Consider the following 18,232-nt stretch of genomic DNA (forward strand, 5'->3'; position numbering starts at 1 on the left):
CAACCTAACGGCATTTTCGCCTACCTTCCCGAACTACCTTCTTCTCAACTATGATTTTATCGAAGCTGCCCTTGCGTTTTGCGCTTCTGTCTGGCCTACTGGGGATTTCTGTGGCAACTCATGCGCAGCAGCGCATCAATGCCATCACCACCGCCGTTCCTATTCTCACGCTCAGTCCAGATTCGCGTTCCGGGGCATTAGGCGAAGCCGGCGTAGCTATTTCGCCGGATGCCAATTCGGCGTTTTATAACGCAGGCAAATTGGGCTTTGTACCCTATAAGTACAGCGTTTCGCCTTCGTATTCTCCGTGGCTTCGCGCCGTAACCGACGATATGGGTTTGGCCTTTTTGTCAGGCTACGCTAAGCTTGGACAACGCTCGGCCGTTTCGGCGTCGCTGATGTATTTCGACTTGGGTAACATTTCCTTCCGCAACTCGTCGAATCAGCCTTTAGGTGATTTTAACCCAAAGGAATATGCCTTCACCGTATCGTACGGTCAAAAGCTGAGCGAATATTTCGGTATTGGTGCATCAGCTCGCTACATCCGATCCAACCTCACTGGTGGCTTGGCCGGCATCGACAGCAAGCCCGGCAATGCCGCAGCAGTAGATTTGGGCGCCTACTACAACCGCGATCTGTCCATTGGGGCCGGCAACTACAACTTAGGGCTTGGCGCTTCAGTTAGCAACATAGGCAATAAGATTACCTACACAGACCCAACGCAAGCGGACTTTCTGCCAACAACCTTAAAGGTAGGGGCAGCCATCACCCGTGAGCTTGATCCATATAATAAGATCACCTTGACGGCCGACGCCAGTAAACTACTGGTGCCGACACCTTATTATATAGATGGCGACACTACCGGTCTAGGCAAAAAAATCCAGACCGAGAATCTAAAGCGTCGTCAGAAAGGTGTAGTTGCAGCAGCACTCGGCTCGTTTTCAGATGCGCCAGGTGGCTTCAGCGAGGAGATGAAAGAAATCAATCTTTCGGTCGGCGCGGAGTATTCTTACAACGATCTGATTATGGCTCGTGTCGGCTATTTCTACGAAAATCCCATGAAAGGTGCCCGCCAATACCTCAGTTTCGGCTTAGGTGTTCGTTATCAGGTATTTGGCGTAGACGGTGCTTACCTATTGCCTAACAACAAGGACAACACTCAAAACCCATTGGGACAAACCATTCGCGTGTCTTTGCACTTTAACTTCAACAAGCTCGAAGAAGCATTTGGTCCTGGTAGTGATACCACCCCGTCAACTAACTAGTTTTTATGCTCGACCGACAAGTCGCTCCTCCCGTTCAGCCGCTGGCCAGCGTTACGCTGCCCGCGGCTGACGTGTTTTCACTTCCTAACGGAGCCCGTTTGCACGTTCTTCGCAACGATGCTCAGCCTGTTATCCGTTTGCAATTGGTGTTTAATGCAGGCAAATGGTATGAGCCTGCTGCTGGTGTGTCCCTCCTGACAGCCCGTATGCTACTCGAAGGAACCAGCACCCGCACAGCCCGTCAAATTGCTGATGAAGTCGCTTTCTACGGGGCCTCTTTAGAATGCGAACAAGGTTTTGATCGGGCTACCCTGACCCTGTATTGCCTTTCACGCCATTTGGAGAAACTGCTACCTCTCGTAGTTGACGTTGTAACTGAAGCAACTTTTCCAGAAAACGAGCTCGAACAACTTAAAATGCGCACCATTCAAAACGTGCGTATCGAGCGACAGAAAACTAGCTATTTAGCTGCGGAGCGGTTTTCCCAAAACCTCTACGGTGCTACTTTCCCCTACGGCCTCATCTTTGATGAAAATGCATTTCAGACAGTGCAGGCAAGCGAGGTAAAGAAATTTTACGCAACTAATTATAAATTAGGTAGTTGTGAGATTTTCTTATGTGGCGATGTATCTAATCAACACCAAGATCTCATACTGAAGATGCTTGGGGACGGCCCAAAAAGTTTAATAGCTATAGAAGAAAACGTAGTTAAAGCCACCAGTGGACCATTACTAGATTATGTTACCGTAGACGATAGCTTACAGTCATCGTTGCGAATGGGAAGGCTGTGGCCATCCCCTACCCATTCTGACACTCACCAACTGCAAGTATTAGTTAAGGTATTAGGAGGGTACTTTGGCTCACGTCTTATGAAGAATATTCGCGAGGATAAAGGGTTTACTTATGGTATATATGCCAGTATAGGGCCGCGTGAACATGCCACTAGCTTTGTTATAGGAGCCGATGTGAACGCGGCTAGCACCTCTTCTGCAATTCAGGAAGTGTACCATGAATTACGTCGACTTCAAGAAGATCTAATTCCTTCCGATGAGCTTCAAACGGTAAAGAATTACATGGCCGGCAAGTTTGCTAATGAACTCAGTACAGTTTTCGAGCAATGCGACAAGTACAAAAGCATAGTGTTTCTAAATCTTCCCTCAACCTATTACACTGACTTTTTGGATCAAATTAGATCTGTTAACGCTCACACTTTACAACAATTAGCGCAGCATTATTTAACTCCTGATACTATGATAGAAGTCATTGCAGGACCTGCCCGTTAGTTTAAGAACCCATATTTATCGACAAAAAGCCGGCTTGATCATATAGATCAAGCCGGCTTTTTTCTTTGCTATGAGAATATAGTAGGCATCAAACTACGTTATCACTAATAGACCTGTTGTATTGCATAGAATAAGTATGTATTAGATATTTATCGATCTAGGCCGCTTGCGCGAGAAGGGGGGTAAACGCGGGGCGGCCCCCGCCCCGCATCCCTGGCCCCCGAAGCGGGGCAGGGACGCGGGGGCGGGGGCCGCGGGCAAAACAACAAGGTTGGCGGCGACCGACTCTCCCGCCGGTGAAGGCAGTACCATGGGCGCTCCGGGGCTTAACGGCTCTGTTCGGAATGGGAAGAGGTGAACCCCCGGGCTAAAGCCACCATTGCTGGCGGGGGTGCGGGTTCAGGGCACCCCAAAAAACGTTGACGCAGGCAACGGGTAAGAAGAACAGGGGCCCCAAGCGGGGTGCCCGAAGCGTTCGGGTCATTAGTACGGCTCGGCTGCGGCATTTCTGCCGGTAGACCTGCCGCCTATCAACGTGGTCATCTCCCACGACCCTTCAATTGGGACATCTCATCTTGAGGTGAGTTTCGCACTTAGATGCTTTCAGCGCTTATCTCATCCCAGCGTAGCTACCCGGCGCTGCAGCTGGCGCCACAACCGGTGCACTAGCGGCTGGTCCATCCCGGTCCTCTCGTACTAAGGACAGGTCCTCTCAAATGTCCAACGCCCGCAACAGATAGGGACCGAACTGTCTCACGACGTTCTGAACCCAGCTCGCGTGCCACTTTAATCGGCGAACAGCCGAACCCTTGGGACCTTCTCCAGCCCCAGGACGTGACGAGCCGACATCGAGGTGCCAAACCTCCCCGTCGATATGAGCTCTTGGGGAGATCAGCCTGTTATCCCCGGCGTACCTTTTATCCTTTGAGCGATGGCCCTTCCATGCGGAACCACCGGATCACTATATCCGTCTTTCGACCCTGCTCGGCTTGTAGGCCTCACAGTCAAGCCCGCTTCTGCTATTGCGCTCTGCGTACGGTTACCAAGCGTACTGAGCGGACCTTTGAAAGCCTCCGATACTTTTTTGGAGGCGACCACCCCAGTCAAACTACCCACCAGCCACTGTTTCCGTGTTCCAGATTAGGCACCGAGCAACACAAGGGTGGTATTTCAACGTCGGCTCCCCGAGACCTAGCGGCCCCGGCTCAACGCCTCCCACCTATCCTACACATGTGTTGCCCAGCGTCAATGGCAAGCTATAGTAAAGGTGCACGGGGTCTTTCCGTCCCGTTGCGGGTACTCGGCATCTTCACCGAGACTACAATTTCACCGAGCTCACGGCTGAGACAGCGCCCAGATCGTTACACCATTCGTGCAGGTCGGAACTTACCCGACAAGGAATTTCGCTACCTTAGGACCGTTATAGTTACGGCCGCCGTTTACCGGGGCTTCGATTCAAACCTTCGCCTTGCGACTAAGTTCCCCTCTTAACCTTCCGGCACCGGGCAGGTGTCAGACCTTATACTTCCGCTTGCGCGTTCGCAAAGTCATGTGTTTTTGTTAAACAGTCGCCTGGGCCTTTTCACTGCGGCTTCTCTGCTTGCGCAGAGGAAGCGTCCCTTCTCCCGAAGTTACAGGACCATTTTGCCGAGTTCCTTGGCCGTGATTCACTCGAGCGCCTCAGGATGCTCTCCTTGACTACCTGTGTCGGTTTGCGGTACGGGTTATCCAGCGGTAAACGCTTAGCAGGTTTTCTTGGCAGTCTGATTAGGCACGCTATCCCGTTGGCCGAGGCCGCCGGGTACTATCACGTTTCAGCAAAGTCGGCGGATTTACCTACCGTCCCTATACCTACGCGCTTCAACGGGCACTTCCGTCCGCCCGCGGTGCTTTCACTTCTGCGTCACTGCATCACTCCACTGGATAAGTGCGGGAATATCAACCCGCTGTCCATCGACGTAGCCTCTCGGCGTAGCCTTAGGTCCCGACTAACCCTGCTCCGATTAGCGTTGAGCAGGAAACCTTAGTCTATCGGCGGGCCGGTTTCTCACCGGCCTTATCGTTACTCATGCCTACATTTGCTTTTCTGGCCGCTCCACCGTCCCTGACAGGACGACTTCACCGCTGACCAGAATGCTCCCCTACCACTTCTACCAAAGTAGAAATCCATCGCTTCGGTACCGGACTTGATGCCCGCGTATTATCGATGCCCTGTCGCTCGACCAGTGAGCTGTTACGCACTCTTTAAATGAATGGCTGCTTCCAAGCCAACATCCTGGCTGTCAAAGCAACTGGACCTCCTTTGTTCAACTTAGTCCGAATTTAGGGACCTTAGCGGATGGTCTGGGTTCTTTCCCTCTCGGCCTGGGACCTTAGCACCCCAAGCCTCACTGCCGGCTATATCAACGGGCATTCGGAGTTCGTCAGGATTCGGTAGGCTGTGACACCCCCTAGTCCTATCGGTAGCTCTACCTCCCGCTGACTCCACGCCGACGCTGTACCTAAATACATTTCGGGGAGTACGAGCTATTTCTCAGTTTGATTGGCCTTTCACCCCTACCCACAGGTCATCCAAATCCTTTTCAACGGAAACTGGTTCGGGCCTCCAGTTGGTTTTACCCAACCTTCACCCTGCCCATGGGTAGATCACAAAGTTTCGCGTCTACCTCCCCCGACTTCGCGCCCTGTTCAGACTCGCTTTCGCTGCGGCTCCGTGCTTCCAAGCACTTAACCTTGCCGGAGAAGAGTAACTCGTAGGCTCATTATGCAAAAGGCACGCCGTCACCCCACAAAAGGGCTCCGACCGCTTGTAAGCACACGGTTTCAGGTTCTTTTCACTCCGCTATTCGCGGTTCTTTTCACCTTTCCCTCACGGTACTGGTTCACTATCGGTCTCTCAGGAGTATGTAGCCTTGGCGGATGGTGCCGCCGGATTCAAACGGGATTTCTCCGGTCCCGCCCTACTCAGGAATCCGCTACCGTACCCAATCCGTTCGCTTACGGGATTCTCACCCTCTGTGATCGACTTTCCCACGTCGTTCGGCTAAGATTGGGTAATCAGATGTTGCGGTCCTACAACCCCAGGCCGGCCGTAACCGGCTTGGTTTGGGCTTGTCCCCGTTCGCTCGCCACTACTTGGGGAATCATTAGTTATTTTCTGTTCCTCCGGGTACTTAGATGTTTCAGTTCCCCGGGTTTGCCCCGTGCCTCATACAAGGCACAGTCCCTGCTCTTCAAGCAGGGGGGGTGCCCCATTCGGAAATCACCGGATCAGCGGATATGTGCTCCTCCCCAGTGCTTATCGCAGCTTATCACGTCCTTCGTCGCCTCTGAGAGCCTAGGCATCCCCCGTGTGCCCTTGCTTACTTCTTGGCCTCTGTGCGCTGAACGCACAGAGCGCTTGGGGCCGGGCTGTTGGGCCCGGCCTTTTCTTCTTACTCGTTACACTACGTCAAAGAACGTGTGCCCCCCGTTGGGAGCAGCGCAGAGGAGGCGCCCGTACAGGAACCTCCCCACAAAAACTTGAATGCAGGAAAAGACAACCGGATCTATACCGGGTAACAACTATGATCGCGCTCACGAGTCGGACCGCTCCAGAAAGGAGGTGATCCAGCCGCACCTTCCGGTACGGCTACCTTGTTACGACTTAGCCCCAGTTACCTGTTCTACCCTAACTGGCTTCTGTGACGAGCACCAGCTTCAGGTCTACCAGACTTCCATGGCTTGACGGGCGGTGTGTACAAGGCCCGGGAACGTATTCACCGCGTCATTGCTGATACGCGATTACTAGCGATTCCAGCTTCACGAAGTCGAGTTGCAGACTTCGATCCGAACTGAGAACGGTTTTTTGAGATTGGCGTCTGCTCGCGCAGTAGCGACCCTCTGTACCGTCCATTGTAGCACGTGTGTAGCCCTAGGCGTAAGGGCCATGATGACCTGACGTCGTCCCCGCCTTCCTCACTGCTTGCGCAGGCAGTCCTGTTAGAGTCCCCATCATAACATGCTGGCAACTAACAGTAGGGGTTGCGCTCGTTGCGGGACTTAACCCAACACCTCACGGCACGAGCTGACGACGGCCATGCAGCACCTTGCTTTGTGTCCCGAAGGAAAGCGTGGTCTCCCACGCGGTCACGCGCATTCTAGCCTAGGTAAGGTTCCTCGCGTATCATCGAATTAAACCACATGCTCCACCGCTTGTGCGGGCCCCCGTCAATTCCTTTGAGTTTCACCCTTGCGGGCGTACTCCCCAGGTGGGATACTTAACGCTTTCGCTAAGTCACAGACCGTGTATCGCCTGCAACGAGTATCCATCGTTTACGGCGTGGACTACCAGGGTATCTAATCCTGTTCGCTCCCCACGCTTTCGTGCCTCAGTGTCAGTACCAGCCTAGTCAGCTGCCTACGCAATCGGGGTTCTAGAAGGTATCTATGCATTTCACCGCTACACCTTCTATTCCGCCAACCTCGTCTGGACTCAAGCCCTGCAGTATCCATGGCAGTTCTGCTGTTGAGCAGCAGGCTTTCACCACGGACTTACAAGGCCACCTACGCACCCTTTAAACCCAATAAATCCGGACAACGCTTGCACCCTCCGTATTACCGCGGCTGCTGGCACGGAGTTAGCCGGTGCTTATTCCTCAGGTACCGTCAGTGTACCTCGCAAGGTCTTTTTCTTCCCTGAGAAAAGCCGTTTACAACCCAGAAGGCCTTCATCCGGCACGCGGCATGGCTGGGTCAGCCTCTCGGCCATTGCCCAATATTCCCTACTGCTGCCTCCCGTAGGAGTCTGGCCCGTATCTCAGTGCCAGTGTGGGGGATCGCCCTCTCAGGTCCCCTAAGCATCGTCGCCTTGGTGGGCCGTTACCCCGCCAACTAGCTAATGCTACGCAACCCCATCCTTGACCGATGAATCTTTACCAGTTGCCCGATGCCGGGCTGCTGGTTTATGCGGTATTAATCCGCCTTTCGGCGGGCTATCCCCCAGTCAAGGGCAGGTTGGTTACGCGTTACGCACCCGTGCGCCACTAGCGGTATTGCTACCGCCCGTTCGACTTGCATGTATTAGGCCTGCCGCTAGCGTTCATCCTGAGCCAGGATCAAACTCTCCATTGTATAAATTACTTGCTGCCTTTGCCGAAGCAAAGACCATGTCGAGTGCTGATCCGACCCGTATTACCGAGCGTGATCGATTTTGTTACGCTGGATGCCGGGCGGCCCGAAAGCCGCCCGGCCCTATCCTTTTGTCTTTTCCAAACATTCAAAGAACGTGTGCCCGCCCCGTTGGGCCGACCTGGCCGCGGCCTGCGCCGCGTCTGCTGTACTCTGTTTTTCCCGCCGCCTTTCGCTTGGGGGGACAAAGGTACAACCTTTTTGCTGCCAACCAAGCAAGGAGTGAAAAAAAATTTACTTCGTTTCGCCGGCCCCAGTGGGCCCGACCCCCCTTCCTTCCGAAGCGGGCTGCAAAGGTAACACCGCCTGGCCGCCGTTTGCAAGCCCCCCGCGAAAAATATTTTTCCGGCGGCTGGCGCCCCACAAACCCGGGCCGCATCTGCCCAAAAGAGCCCCGCCCGCTTCCCGGTTGGGGCTGCAAAGATGCACGACTACTTTTTACTGTGCAACCCTACATCTAACATTTATCGTTTAAGGCTCGCTTGTTTGACAAAGCTACTTTCCTGACCGTTCTGGCAGTTAGCTGAGCAAGAACCTGTTGTATGCGCATTTTAGTTCATTAACTATTTGAAAAATAATTAACGCTTAGTGTTGCTTGAGATCAGTTTGAGCTCATTCGCTAGATGCAGGGCGGTAGCCCCGGGGGCGTTTGCCCTCAAAATTGTGAATCACTTGGCCTAGATAGCCAAGGAATGGTAGCCCTAGCGAGGTATACTCGTAAGCTCCGTCGTTTAGTATTTTGTCTTCGTTTACATATACGACAGCACTCAGCATAAACTCTGTCCTTTGGGTAGCATCGGAGAAATAGGCGACGTCCGCCAGATATCCATGCGACATCCCTACAACGTTGTATATATGCAGCGATGATTGAGCATGGCTTTTGGAGCTACGACCATAAAAGAGGTACTTCTTATATGCGTCAAAATAGCGGTCATCCTTATAAGCACTGAACCCTGACTCGTGTGGAGTACTGCGCAGATAGCGGCTCAAGAAAGCATAATCGCTGGCCGTTAAGTCGAACCGTTGGTTCTCAGGAACAGCGGCGGGAAAAATGATTGCTTTCAAAACATCCGTTACATCCTGCAAAGGCAGGTAATTGGCTGTAGTAAAATCGTAGGGCTCCCGAATCAATTTCCCTGCCTTATAATAGCCTTGCCCCTTTTCAATAGGGCCAAGAGGAAAGCCTAACGGCTGGGAATTCATGGCTGCGGGTTGTCGGTAGATTGCTTTTCCTTGAGCATCGTAGAAGTCGACAGGGTTGGTATGGCGATTGGCGGCTGTATCGCAGGGCGCAAAACGCCTTACGATGCGAACGGTGGGGTAACCTAATTGCCATAACCGTTCGTTGAGCGGACGCTGGCCGAGGAATTCATACATGCGGTTGTAAGCGCTATTGTCGCTGACCAGCAACATGCGCTTGATGTAATTGCTAACGGAGTTGATTTGATCGGAATCGGCGGTAGCTTTGTAAGGAACAGCTGTTTGGCAGCGAAAAGCGGCGCCAAAGGCCATTGGGCTAGTCCGTGTCAGGCCGGGCTTGTTGAGTTGATGCAGCTTTTCCAGCGCCAAAGCGGCTACGGGCAGTTTAACAAGGCTAGCTGGATTAAAGTACTGCCGGGCGTCGAGTCGATAACTGTGCTGAGTGAAATGAGGCCGGTCCTGCTCATCCCGATCAATCTGGGTGTAAATAACTTGTAGTTCATATTTGGCTGCGTTCTCCACGATCGGCAATAGCCGCGCGTCGCTATGCAACAGGCTATCCAGAAGAGCAGAATCTTGTCTTTTCACAAGCAATTGATTATCAATTACTTGTGTTTTACGACCAAATAACAAAGGCTCTATTCCCATCAGGAGAACTGCGAAGACCGTGCAGCGGAAGGCTGATTTTCGTGATACGTATACCTTTATCATCTCCAAGATTTAAGCTTGTTCTCACCTCCCCTGCTAACGCAAATGAGGCCAAATCGCGTACGATCGGCCCCATTTTACCCACTGGTATATGCCGGCTGCTAGCTCGCCGGCTCCCGACGACGAGCCAGCAGCAGATTTGAATCTTTTTGGCGCCAATTGTAGCCGGTCCCGAACGGCAGCGGGCGCGGCTTGTGCAGCGAATCGCTGTATGCAGCCGTAAGTTCGGGCTGATAATGCTTGACAAACAGATTTATAGGGCGCTTGTACACACCGTAATAAGTGAATTTCCAGTCGGCAGGCTGAAAATACTTCATCGCAATACCCGAGTCATCTTGCAGCACATAGCGGCTCTGCTCCAGAATCAGGTTCCGAACTTTGGAGAAGTACGGCTTATGCATAAGATAAGTGGCTGATTTGACGTACGTTGTCATAGGGCCAAGGCTGCGCACATATTTTAGGGCTGCTTCCTTGGTAAACCCAAGCTTCCAATCGTTGAGGTCGGCGGAGAAGTAGTACACTTGCTGTTCCTTTCCATTCTTATCGCGCATTTTCATTTCGACCCCAGGAATAATCTTTGGCCCTGGCTTGCGAATGGTGGCCGTATCGGCGTCCGTCAATTGGCCTTCCGCATCCAGTTGGACGTAGCGCACAGCGGCGACTTGGTGATCGGTGCGAGCGGCGAAGAGCATCATGAGCGGCAGAGCACCGTCGAGCTCCAGCGACTTCAGATCCACGGCCATATCGTTGGTGCGGAAAAAACTGAAGTTGAGCACTGACCAGAGCGACGCTTTGATAGCATTAAACAGCTTCGGGTTTTCCAACGTGCTTTGGCGCGGCACTGAGCCTACAGGTTCTAACCCAACCAACACATATGTTTGGCTCGTCGGGAACATGGTAACCGCATTCAACAGATCAGGACCGCTGAAGGGATAAAAAATGGTTGGGCTGCTTTGCAGAACCGAGTCAAGCTCTGTGGCGGCCCACTGCTGCACCTTGTCGGTGCGCGTTTGGTGGTAACTGGTCCAGCTTTTGTCGGCGTCGGCGGCAAACGCTTGCCAAGCAGGTTGAGCCGTGAGGGTTCGCAATGGACTGTGCTGGCTCGGCCGGATGCCTGCTATGTAAGCGGCTACATCTTGCACAGAAGACGTGTCGGCAACTAGCTTATCGGGCTGGACAGTGGCTTCGGGCTGAGGAGCTTCCGGAGCAGAAGATACTGCAGGAGAATGCTTTAGCTCAGTATTTTGGCGTTCGGAACAAGAAGTCAGGAGGGCGAAAAAGGCTGGTATGACTAGCTGGAAGGCAGAAAAACGCATTTAGGCAATCAGTTTTAGCGAAAAGCAGGAAACACGCGGCAAGATACCGGCTTTGGCAGTAGTACACTCGCAAGCAGCCCTGACCTTGGGCCAACTAAGCAGCAACGGGGCGACGGTTTCGGCCTAGAAAATAAATTACAAGTCCTACCATCACCGTTGCAAGACCATATAATGATTCGGTGGGCTTGTCGCGCAGTATAAAAATAAGGGTCCAGCCGCTGAGAGCCAGAAAAAGCAACGGCGTGACGGGGTACCCCCACGTACGATAAGGCCTTGGCAAATTAGGATGGCGAATCCGCAATACAAACAGTCCCAACACGGTCAGGAAGGTAAATAAACTGAGCACAAAGCCCGCGTAGAGCAATACTTGTTCGAAAGTAGAAGTCAGGATAAAGATCAGTGTCAGAGCCGTTTGCAGGAGCATCGCCCGCAATGGGATGCCACGGCTGCTCCGCGGCGCCAAAAAGCGCAAGGCTGTTAGGTCCTCCCCCATCACTTGTACGATGCGCGGACCGGCAAAAATCATGGAGCTGACCGTAGAAACCAGCAACACGGCAATAACAGCGCCCATCAGCCGTCCGATAGAATGTCCAAATACTTGATTAGCAACTACATACCCAACTTCCAATTGTCCGGCTAGTTTGCTGATGGGCGTAGAATACAGAAAGGCGAAATTCAAGCCTATGTATAAGCAGAGCACGACCGCCGTGCCGCTAAGCAGAATGCGGGGCAAATTTCGTTGGGGCTGGTCTACTTCACCCGTCAAGTATACGGCCGCATTCCAGCCCGAATAAGCATAGGATACATACACCAGCGACACGGCAAACGCCGGACTCAAAAGCTGTCGCCAGTCGGTGGCAACTGGCAAAAAGGCAAGCGGCTGTGGTTGTGCCATCACTAAGCCGGCACCGATAAAAAAGACCAATACTACTACCTTGATAGCCGTGATGACAACCTGGAACTGACTGCCGGCTTTGCTACTCATCGCATGAATCGCCGTGAGCCCCAACACCACTACAATAGATAAGATCTGCGGATCAAGAGCAGGCCACACGCTAGCGGCATAGTGCCCCAAAGCAATGGAGGCCAGCGCCGTTGGGGCCGCAAACCCAACCGTAGCCGAGACCCATCCAGACAGGAAGCCTACGGCCGGATGATAAATCTGAGACAGATAATGGTATTCGCCGCCCGAACGCGGCATGGCCGCCGCTAACTCACCGTAGCTGAGCGCCCCACACAAAGCAATCAGGCCGCCTACCGCCCATAACATCAGCAGCGCGAAACCACTCTGGATGCCCAGCACCTGAAAACCCAAGCTCGTAAATACGCCCGTCCCTACCATGTTGGCCACCACAATGGCCGCACCCGTGTAAAAACCTATTTTATAGATGGGCGCCGAAGAATGGGACATGCAAGGGGCGTAAAGTACAAAGGTGCGTAGCCCGGCTGGTGTAGCGGAGCCACTTAAAAAAAGCAAAGCTCCCCTCAAGTGCGAAGTCGAGGGGAGCCCAAATAAACTAAGAGCGTGCGCTAAACTTTAGGCCGCTTGTAAAGGGGCACGGTGCTGCATGGCTCACCATACATAAGGCTTGCGGCCACTGGCAACAGCTTTTGCATGATGGCGACGTATGCATAAGTAGGTACGGGCACGTTGCCACAACCTTTTACTACTACTTTGGCGTCGCGGTATTCTTCGGGGTTGACGGCCGCGATGGCTTCGCAGAAAAGCTCCTGCTCCAAGGCTTCCAGCGAGCCAAAAACGTACCGGTACGCATGGCCTTGCAGCTTGGTGGCCAGCAACATATAAGCCCAAGTAGGCACAATAGCATCGGCAGAGCACGTAATGGCGACGTTCTTACCGTCGTATTGGCTCCAGTCATGCGTTTTGATAAACTCCCGAAAATCCTTTTCGCGCAGGATCAGGCCGTGAAAAAGATTGTCTTTGATATCGTAAACGACCCGCTCGCCCGGATGAATTAGTTCCTCCAAGTTGAAGGTGGTGAGCGCGCTTTGCGCCACGCGGTTGATTATTTCTTCCATTTTTCAGAGCCTAAAGTGTGAAAGCTCAGCACATAAGTCGGTTCACCTTTGAAACAAGAAAACCCGCATTCTGATTCGCTATTTGCGAAGCTTGCCGCTGATTTTAAGTTACGCTTTCGGCGTAGTAGTGTATACTTCCTTCAAGTAAAATGGCTCATAATAAGCCACATCCTGAAATTCCTGTCGCTGATACGCCTCATACGCCAACTCCCCTATCGCGATAGCCGAGGGCTCAATGCCCAGCAAAAAAGCAGCGTGCGGTTGCTCCGCAACGAGCGGCTGAAATTTAGCTGCGCCGCTTCCAAAGAATAACACCCGACGACGGGTCAATTGTTCGGAAAGCGTTGCGGAGTCGAGAACAAGCGGAGCGGGTGCTACTACTTCCTCGCCCGTGTGCGTGTACAAGGCGCTGTATACCTCCATACGCCGCGCGTCGAGCATGGGGCAGTACAAGTACTCGTGGGCATGGGCCGTAGTGGTCGCCACCTGATGCGCCAGAGCCCGCAACGTACTTATTGCAAGTAACTGAATATCAGATGCATAGCAAAAACCCTTTGCAGCGGCGGCTCCGATGCGCAAGCCCGTATACGAGCCCGGCCCGTCGGAGACGGTCACGGCAGCCACGTCGGCAAGCGTGTGGTTTGTGTTTTCCAGCAGTTGGCTCACCATTACACTCAAGTGTGAGGAATGCGATTTTTCGAGACGCAACTCCGATTGCCCCACCAACATGCCATCGCGGTGGAGCGCTACGGAGCAGATAGGCGAAGAGGTTTCCAGAGAAAGGATAAACGTGGACATACTGCAAAGGTAGGAGCAGAAATTCTACTCCAGCATGTTGTGAGTAGGTTACTTCGCTGTCACCCCATCTCCCTGCCAAGCGTTTACAAGCAAGTAGGCATATAACAAAAAAGCAGGCCTCGCATGGGCCTGCTTTTTTGTTATATGCCTCGTAAAGACCCGCGTTATTTGCCGCCTTTTTTCACTTCGGGACGCGTTTTGGCTTCAGCAGTGCCCGGCTTAAGCAAAGCCGCGTAACGAGTTTGGTCTTTCAGCACGTTGATGGCCATCAGGATATTGGGGTCGTCGTCGAAACTAGCTTCAACCTGCCCTTTCTGAAAATAATAGCGCGACACGATTTCCTGCTCCAATAATTCCCGGATTTCAGGCTTGAAGCGCGTCAGGTCGTTGCTCTTATTAGTCGAAACTTTGCGACGAATCGCTTCCAACTCGTTTTTTACGTCGTCGTAATGCTTCTCCTCCTTCACCCGCTTGGTTAGGTCGGTGAGTGACTTTTCAGCATCGGTGGAATAGCTGATGTTTTTGCCACTCAAAAACTGCACAAACTTCTGGTAGTCAGCATCTGAGAGCTTAAACTCCCGCGCCGGAGCAATAGTGGCGTGCTCGGCGCGGTAACGCGTGGCATAGTCGAAAAGGTAATTTTTCTGAATCAGCACACGCGTGATGTCGGCAATGGGGCGGTCTTCCACGGCCACATCGGGCGCAACTCCGCCCCCGTCGTATACGGGACGCCCGCTTTGGGTTTTGAAAGCAGTGCGCAGCGAATCAGGCACTTTCCCCAATGTGCCGTCGTCGGCGCGGTGCGAATAGTCAATTTCCTGAATGCAGCGACCGCTCGGAATATAGTATTTCGCAGTAGTCACCTTCAGCTGCGAATTGTAGCTCAAAGGCCGCGTGGCCTGCACCAAGCCTTTTCCAAAAGTTCGCTCACCTACCAATACTGCTCGGTCATAGTCCTGCAACACCCCCGATACGATTTCCGATGCCGACGCCGAGCGGTTGCTCGTGATCACCACAATCGGTACCTGCGTATCCAGCGGCGCATCGAGGGCCTTATATGTTTTGTTCCACTCGGTGACTTTACCTTTGGTACTTACAATATCTAACCCCTTGTTAACAAACAAGTTAGAGATATTAACAGCTTCATTCAGCAAACCGCCAGGGTTGTCGCGGATGTCGAGCACCAATTTTTTGGCGCCTTGCTCCTTCAGTTTCGTTACCGCCATCCGCACTTCCTTGCTGGCATCGGAGGTAAAGGTCGACAGCTGAAAATACCCGATCTCAGGCGTCAGCATGCCGTAATAAGGCACGTTTTCAACCTGAATCTTATCGCGAGTGATATTAATATCGATTGGCTTCTCTTGACCGTAGCGCGTTACCTCGAGTTTCACTACGGAGTTCGCCTGCCCTTTCAGCAGCTTGCTGATGTCAGAATTGTTCTTTTTTTCAACGTTGATACCGTTGATTGTCAGAATTTCATCACCGGGCAAAAGTCCCGCTTTCTGCGCCGGATATCCTTCGTAGGCAGTTTGCACCACTGTTTTACCGCTGCGCTTTACTACTATTGCACCAATGCCGCCGTATTGGCCCGTCATCAAGGTGCGGAAATCCTCGATGTCGTCTTCCGGAATGTAGTTGGTATAGGGATCCAGCGATTTAAGCATCGCGTCGATTCCCGTCTTTACCAGCTTTGCCGGCGTTATTTCGTCGACGTAATAGGTATTGACCTCTTTGAAGAGCGTAGCAAAAATGTCGAGGTTCTTGGCGATCTCGAAATACCGCTCGTTGTCCGAAGCCGACCGAAAAGATACCAACAACGCGGCACCGCCCAGAGCGAGGCCAGCGATAATAGACTTTTTACGCATATAAAAGGCTGGAAGCGAGGAATACTGCTAGGATACGGACGCTTCTCCTGTGGTAGAAGTTGCGTTGATCAGCAAACGCTCCAGCCCTGAAATTAATTTTTTTTCAACCAGCACGAAAGGCTTTTTTTCCTTCCCGCTGTAGATAATAGCCAGCGAAGCGACAGTATGACCGCCGGGCGCTTCTATGAGGCGATGTTTATTGAGCCGATAGGCTTCGCGTAGCAGGCGCTTCAAATAATTTCGATCGACAGCACGCTTAAAGCTGCGCTTTGAAACGCTGACCAATACTTGCGGCGGCGCAGAAGTGGGAGCCATCGTCGGGAGCCATATCAACCGCAAAGGATATAAACCAAAAGAAGAACCCCGGCCGAAAAGCTCTTCAATAAGCTTTTTGCGACACAAGTGTTCTTCTTTCGGGAACGAATAAGAGCGCGCACCGGGCGTTCTATCCGACCCGAGCGTTATGGCGGTAACCGTCAGCGGTTTAGCGCTTATGACGACCTTCGTCAGATACGGTCAGGCGCTTGCGGCCTTTGGCGCGACGAGAGGCCAGCACGCGGCGGCCGTTTGCGGTTTCCATGCGGGAGCGGAAGCCGTGCTTATTGCGGCGCTTGCGCTGCGAAGGCTGAAAAGTACGTTTCATGGTATGTCCAGGACTCAGTTACAGGTAAGGCCGGCAAAGGTAACAGGTTGAGTTGGAAATGCCAAAGCCCAACCCTGCTTTTGTTCAAATGTTCGGGTCTCAACTCTCTTTCATCGCTTACAGTTACTCAGAATCGGCTTTTGTCGTATTGCCATAGCATTTGTATCTAGCCTATCTAACCCCACTACGCCCATGATTCATTACCACGTCGCGTTCGATAACCCACTTACGTTCTATGTGCAGGTCAGTATGACCTTCGAAGTGGCTTCGGAAGTAACACAACCCATTGAGCTTCAGCTTCCGACGTGGCGCCCTGGCCGCTATGAGATCCAGAATTTTGCGCAGAAGATTCAGCGCGTGACAGCGCAGGATGCCGCTTCCGGCGAATCGCTTCGCTTACGCAAGCTCACCAAAGACCGCTGGCAACTGCCTGAAGCCGCCGGACACACCGTAAAGGTGCATTACAACTTTTACGCGCACCAAATGGATGCCGGCGGCTCATGGCTCGACGAGACACAGTTGTATCTTAATGGTATTCAATGTTTTATGTATATAGAGGGGCGGCGTGCGGAAGCTTGCCAACTTACGCTGGCATTACCCAATGGCTGGCAGATAGCGAGCGGAATGCCTCAGAGCGCACCCTATACGCTTGATGCTCAGAGCTTTGATCAATTGGTTGAATCGCCGCTGATTGCGAGTCCTACTCTGCAGCATCGCACGTATGAGGTGCAAGGGCTGCCATTTTACGTCTGGATACAGGGCGAATGCACTCCCAACTGGGAAGTAATTCTGCGTGATTTTAAGGCGTTTACGGGAGAGCAACTGGCACTTTTTGGCGGCTTTCCGGTGCAGGATTATCACTTTCTGAACCAGATTCTGCCCTATCCATATTACCACGGAGTGGAGCATACCAACTCTACCGTGATCACGCTCGGTCCGGCTGAGCTTCTGATGACGGAAGGGCTGTACAAAGAGCTGTTGGGCGTGAGCTGCCACGAGCTGTTCCATACCTGGAACATCAAGCAGATCAGGCCGGCCGAGATGCTGCCCTACGATTACACGCAAGAAAACTATTTCCGCACTTGCTACATCGCCGAAGGCATTACCACTTATTACGGCGAGTACCTGTTGGCCCGTAGCAATGTGCGCACCGCCGAGCAATATTTTGCTGAGCTTAATACCGTGTTGCGCAAGCATTACGACGACCACGGGCGCTTCAACCTTTCTTTGGCCGATGCTTCCATGGATCTGTGGCTGGATGGTTATAAATCCGGCGTGCCCGATCGCAAAGTGTCGGTGTACCACAAAGGGGCTTTGGTGGCGCTGTTGCTCGACCTGACCATTCGGCGCCTTTCCCACCACGAGCGCAGCCTCGACGACGTGATGCGCCGGCTGTGGCTGGAATTTGGCAAACCCGGTATTGGCTACACCGAAGAAGACTACATACGCTTGGTGAATGAAGTGGCCGGCCAGCCCATGCAGCGCTACTTCGACCAGTTCGTCTACGGTACGGCGGCGCTGGAAGATCCGCTCAACAAAGTGCTTCACTTTGTGGGCTGCACGCTCCTGATTGAGGAAAACCCATCAGCCGCCGAGGGCACTTTCGGTTTCCGCACGGTAGTCAAGAATGAGCGAACGGAAGTAACCGGCATTTTACCCGACTCGCCAGCGGCGCAATCCCTAACCGTTGACGACGAGATTGTTGCCATCAATGGCCGACGTGTTACTATGAACCTGCAAACGCTGATGGTCGACGGAGCCGATCAGTACGAAGTCAGTGTTTTCCGACAGAACCGGCTGCTTACCGTGCCGCTCGTCGCTGACCCAGCCAAACGTTTCTGGCAGAAATACACCGTTGCAAAACTACCCGCCGCAACACCAGAGCAAAAGGCCAGCTTCCAGAAATGGCTCCAACAAGAATTTTAATAAACATCTGATTATCAAT

At 52.8% G+C, this 18,232-nt stretch carries 11 protein-coding genes and 3 rRNA genes; 3 read left to right on the forward strand and 11 right to left on the reverse strand.

Annotated features, from left to right (window positions below; genetic code table 11):
• The first annotated feature begins 50 nt into the window (after nucleotides 1-50).
• Nucleotides 51-1,265 (forward strand): type IX secretion system outer membrane channel protein PorV, encoded by a 1,215-nt coding sequence (gene porV, locus FHG12_RS05695; RefSeq protein ID WP_139514813.1) that lies wholly within the window; start codon nucleotides 51-53, stop codon nucleotides 1,263-1,265.
• 5 nt (nucleotides 1,266-1,270) lie between these two features.
• Complete coding sequence (locus FHG12_RS05700) at nucleotides 1,271-2,548, forward strand: M16 family metallopeptidase (RefSeq protein ID WP_139514814.1); 1,278 nt, start codon at nucleotides 1,271-1,273, stop codon at nucleotides 2,546-2,548.
• Nucleotides 2,549-2,817: 269 nt separating this feature from the next.
• On the opposite strand, the gene rrf is transcribed toward FHG12_RS05700, so the two are convergent.
• The 11 genes from rrf to rpmH form a co-directional block, all read right to left on the reverse strand.
• Nucleotides 2,818-2,929, reverse strand: a 5S ribosomal RNA gene (gene rrf, locus FHG12_RS05705).
• A gap of 82 nt (nucleotides 2,930-3,011) precedes the next feature.
• Nucleotides 3,012-5,920, reverse strand: a 23S ribosomal RNA gene (locus FHG12_RS05710).
• A 225-nt stretch (nucleotides 5,921-6,145) separates the two neighbouring features.
• A 16S ribosomal RNA gene (locus tag FHG12_RS05715) occupies nucleotides 6,146-7,660 on the reverse strand.
• The 16S, 23S and 5S rRNA genes sit together here, the layout of an rRNA operon.
• Nucleotides 7,661-8,329: 669 nt before the next feature.
• Nucleotides 8,330-9,628 carry a serine hydrolase gene (locus tag FHG12_RS05720; RefSeq protein ID WP_139514815.1) on the reverse strand — a complete coding sequence of 433 codons (1,299 nt, stop codon included), beginning with the start codon at nucleotides 9,626-9,628 and terminating at the stop codon, nucleotides 8,330-8,332.
• 98 nt (nucleotides 9,629-9,726) lie between these two features.
• Entirely contained in the window at nucleotides 9,727-10,941 is a 1,215-nt protein-coding gene (locus FHG12_RS05725; protein WP_139514816.1) for a hypothetical protein, read from the reverse strand.
• Between the two features lie 94 nt (nucleotides 10,942-11,035).
• The gene (locus tag FHG12_RS05730) at nucleotides 11,036-12,352 is read right to left on the reverse strand and encodes an APC family permease (RefSeq protein WP_139514817.1); all 1,317 of its coding nucleotides are present in this window, start codon (nucleotides 12,350-12,352) and stop codon (nucleotides 11,036-11,038) included.
• A gap of 119 nt (nucleotides 12,353-12,471) precedes the next feature.
• Nucleotides 12,472-12,981: a DUF2480 family protein gene (locus FHG12_RS05735; RefSeq protein ID WP_139514818.1), complete on the reverse strand. Its 510-nt coding sequence runs from the start codon at nucleotides 12,979-12,981 to the stop codon at nucleotides 12,472-12,474.
• Between the two features lie 108 nt (nucleotides 12,982-13,089).
• The gene (gene tsaB / locus FHG12_RS05740; protein ID WP_139514819.1) at nucleotides 13,090-13,779 is read right to left on the reverse strand and encodes a tRNA (adenosine(37)-N6)-threonylcarbamoyltransferase complex dimerization subunit type 1 TsaB; all 690 of its coding nucleotides are present in this window, start codon (nucleotides 13,777-13,779) and stop codon (nucleotides 13,090-13,092) included.
• A 164-nt stretch (nucleotides 13,780-13,943) separates the two neighbouring features.
• Nucleotides 13,944-15,644 carry a S41 family peptidase gene (locus FHG12_RS05745; RefSeq protein ID WP_139514820.1) on the reverse strand — a complete coding sequence of 567 codons (1,701 nt, stop codon included), beginning with the start codon at nucleotides 15,642-15,644 and terminating at the stop codon, nucleotides 13,944-13,946.
• Nucleotides 15,645-15,671: 27 nt separating this feature from the next.
• A complete protein-coding gene (locus FHG12_RS05750; protein ID WP_230471308.1) occupies nucleotides 15,672-16,046 on the reverse strand; it encodes a ribonuclease P protein component in 375 nt (124 codons plus the stop codon).
• An 82-nt stretch (nucleotides 16,047-16,128) separates the two neighbouring features.
• Nucleotides 16,129-16,287 (reverse strand): 50S ribosomal protein L34, encoded by a 159-nt coding sequence (gene rpmH, locus FHG12_RS05755; protein ID WP_084444044.1) that lies wholly within the window; start codon nucleotides 16,285-16,287, stop codon nucleotides 16,129-16,131.
• A gap of 192 nt (nucleotides 16,288-16,479) precedes the next feature.
• On the opposite strand from rpmH, the gene FHG12_RS05760 reads away from it, so the two are divergent.
• A complete protein-coding gene (locus FHG12_RS05760; RefSeq protein ID WP_139514822.1) occupies nucleotides 16,480-18,213 on the forward strand; it encodes a M61 family metallopeptidase in 1,734 nt (577 codons plus the stop codon).
• Nucleotides 18,214-18,232 lie beyond the last annotated feature (19 nt).

The organism is Hymenobacter jejuensis (assembly GCF_006337165.1).
In the GTDB taxonomy this organism is placed as follows: domain Bacteria; phylum Bacteroidota; class Bacteroidia; order Cytophagales; family Hymenobacteraceae; genus Hymenobacter; species Hymenobacter jejuensis.

What these genes read in the sequence shown, in the direction of transcription:
- porV (WP_139514813.1), top strand. Translation starts at nt 51, where the DNA reads ATGATTTTATCGAAGCTGCCCTTGCGTTTTGCGCTTCTGTCTGGCCTA.
- FHG12_RS05700 (WP_139514814.1), top strand. Translation starts at nt 1,271, where the DNA reads ATGCTCGACCGACAAGTCGCTCCTCCCGTTCAGCCGCTGGCCAGCGTT.
- FHG12_RS05720 (WP_139514815.1), bottom strand. Translation starts at nt 9,628, where the DNA reads ATGATAAAGGTATACGTATCACGAAAATCAGCCTTCCGCTGCACGGTC.
- FHG12_RS05725 (WP_139514816.1), bottom strand. Translation starts at nt 10,941, where the DNA reads ATGCGTTTTTCTGCCTTCCAGCTAGTCATACCAGCCTTTTTCGCCCTC.
- FHG12_RS05730 (WP_139514817.1), bottom strand. Translation starts at nt 12,352, where the DNA reads ATGTCCCATTCTTCGGCGCCCATCTATAAAATAGGTTTTTACACGGGT.
- FHG12_RS05735 (WP_139514818.1), bottom strand. Translation starts at nt 12,981, where the DNA reads ATGGAAGAAATAATCAACCGCGTGGCGCAAAGCGCGCTCACCACCTTC.
- tsaB (WP_139514819.1), bottom strand. Translation starts at nt 13,779, where the DNA reads ATGTCCACGTTTATCCTTTCTCTGGAAACCTCTTCGCCTATCTGCTCC.
- FHG12_RS05745 (WP_139514820.1), bottom strand. Translation starts at nt 15,644, where the DNA reads ATGCGTAAAAAGTCTATTATCGCTGGCCTCGCTCTGGGCGGTGCCGCG.
- rpmH (WP_084444044.1), bottom strand. Translation starts at nt 16,287, where the DNA reads ATGAAACGTACTTTTCAGCCTTCGCAGCGCAAGCGCCGCAATAAGCAC.
- FHG12_RS05760 (WP_139514822.1), top strand. Translation starts at nt 16,480, where the DNA reads ATGATTCATTACCACGTCGCGTTCGATAACCCACTTACGTTCTATGTG.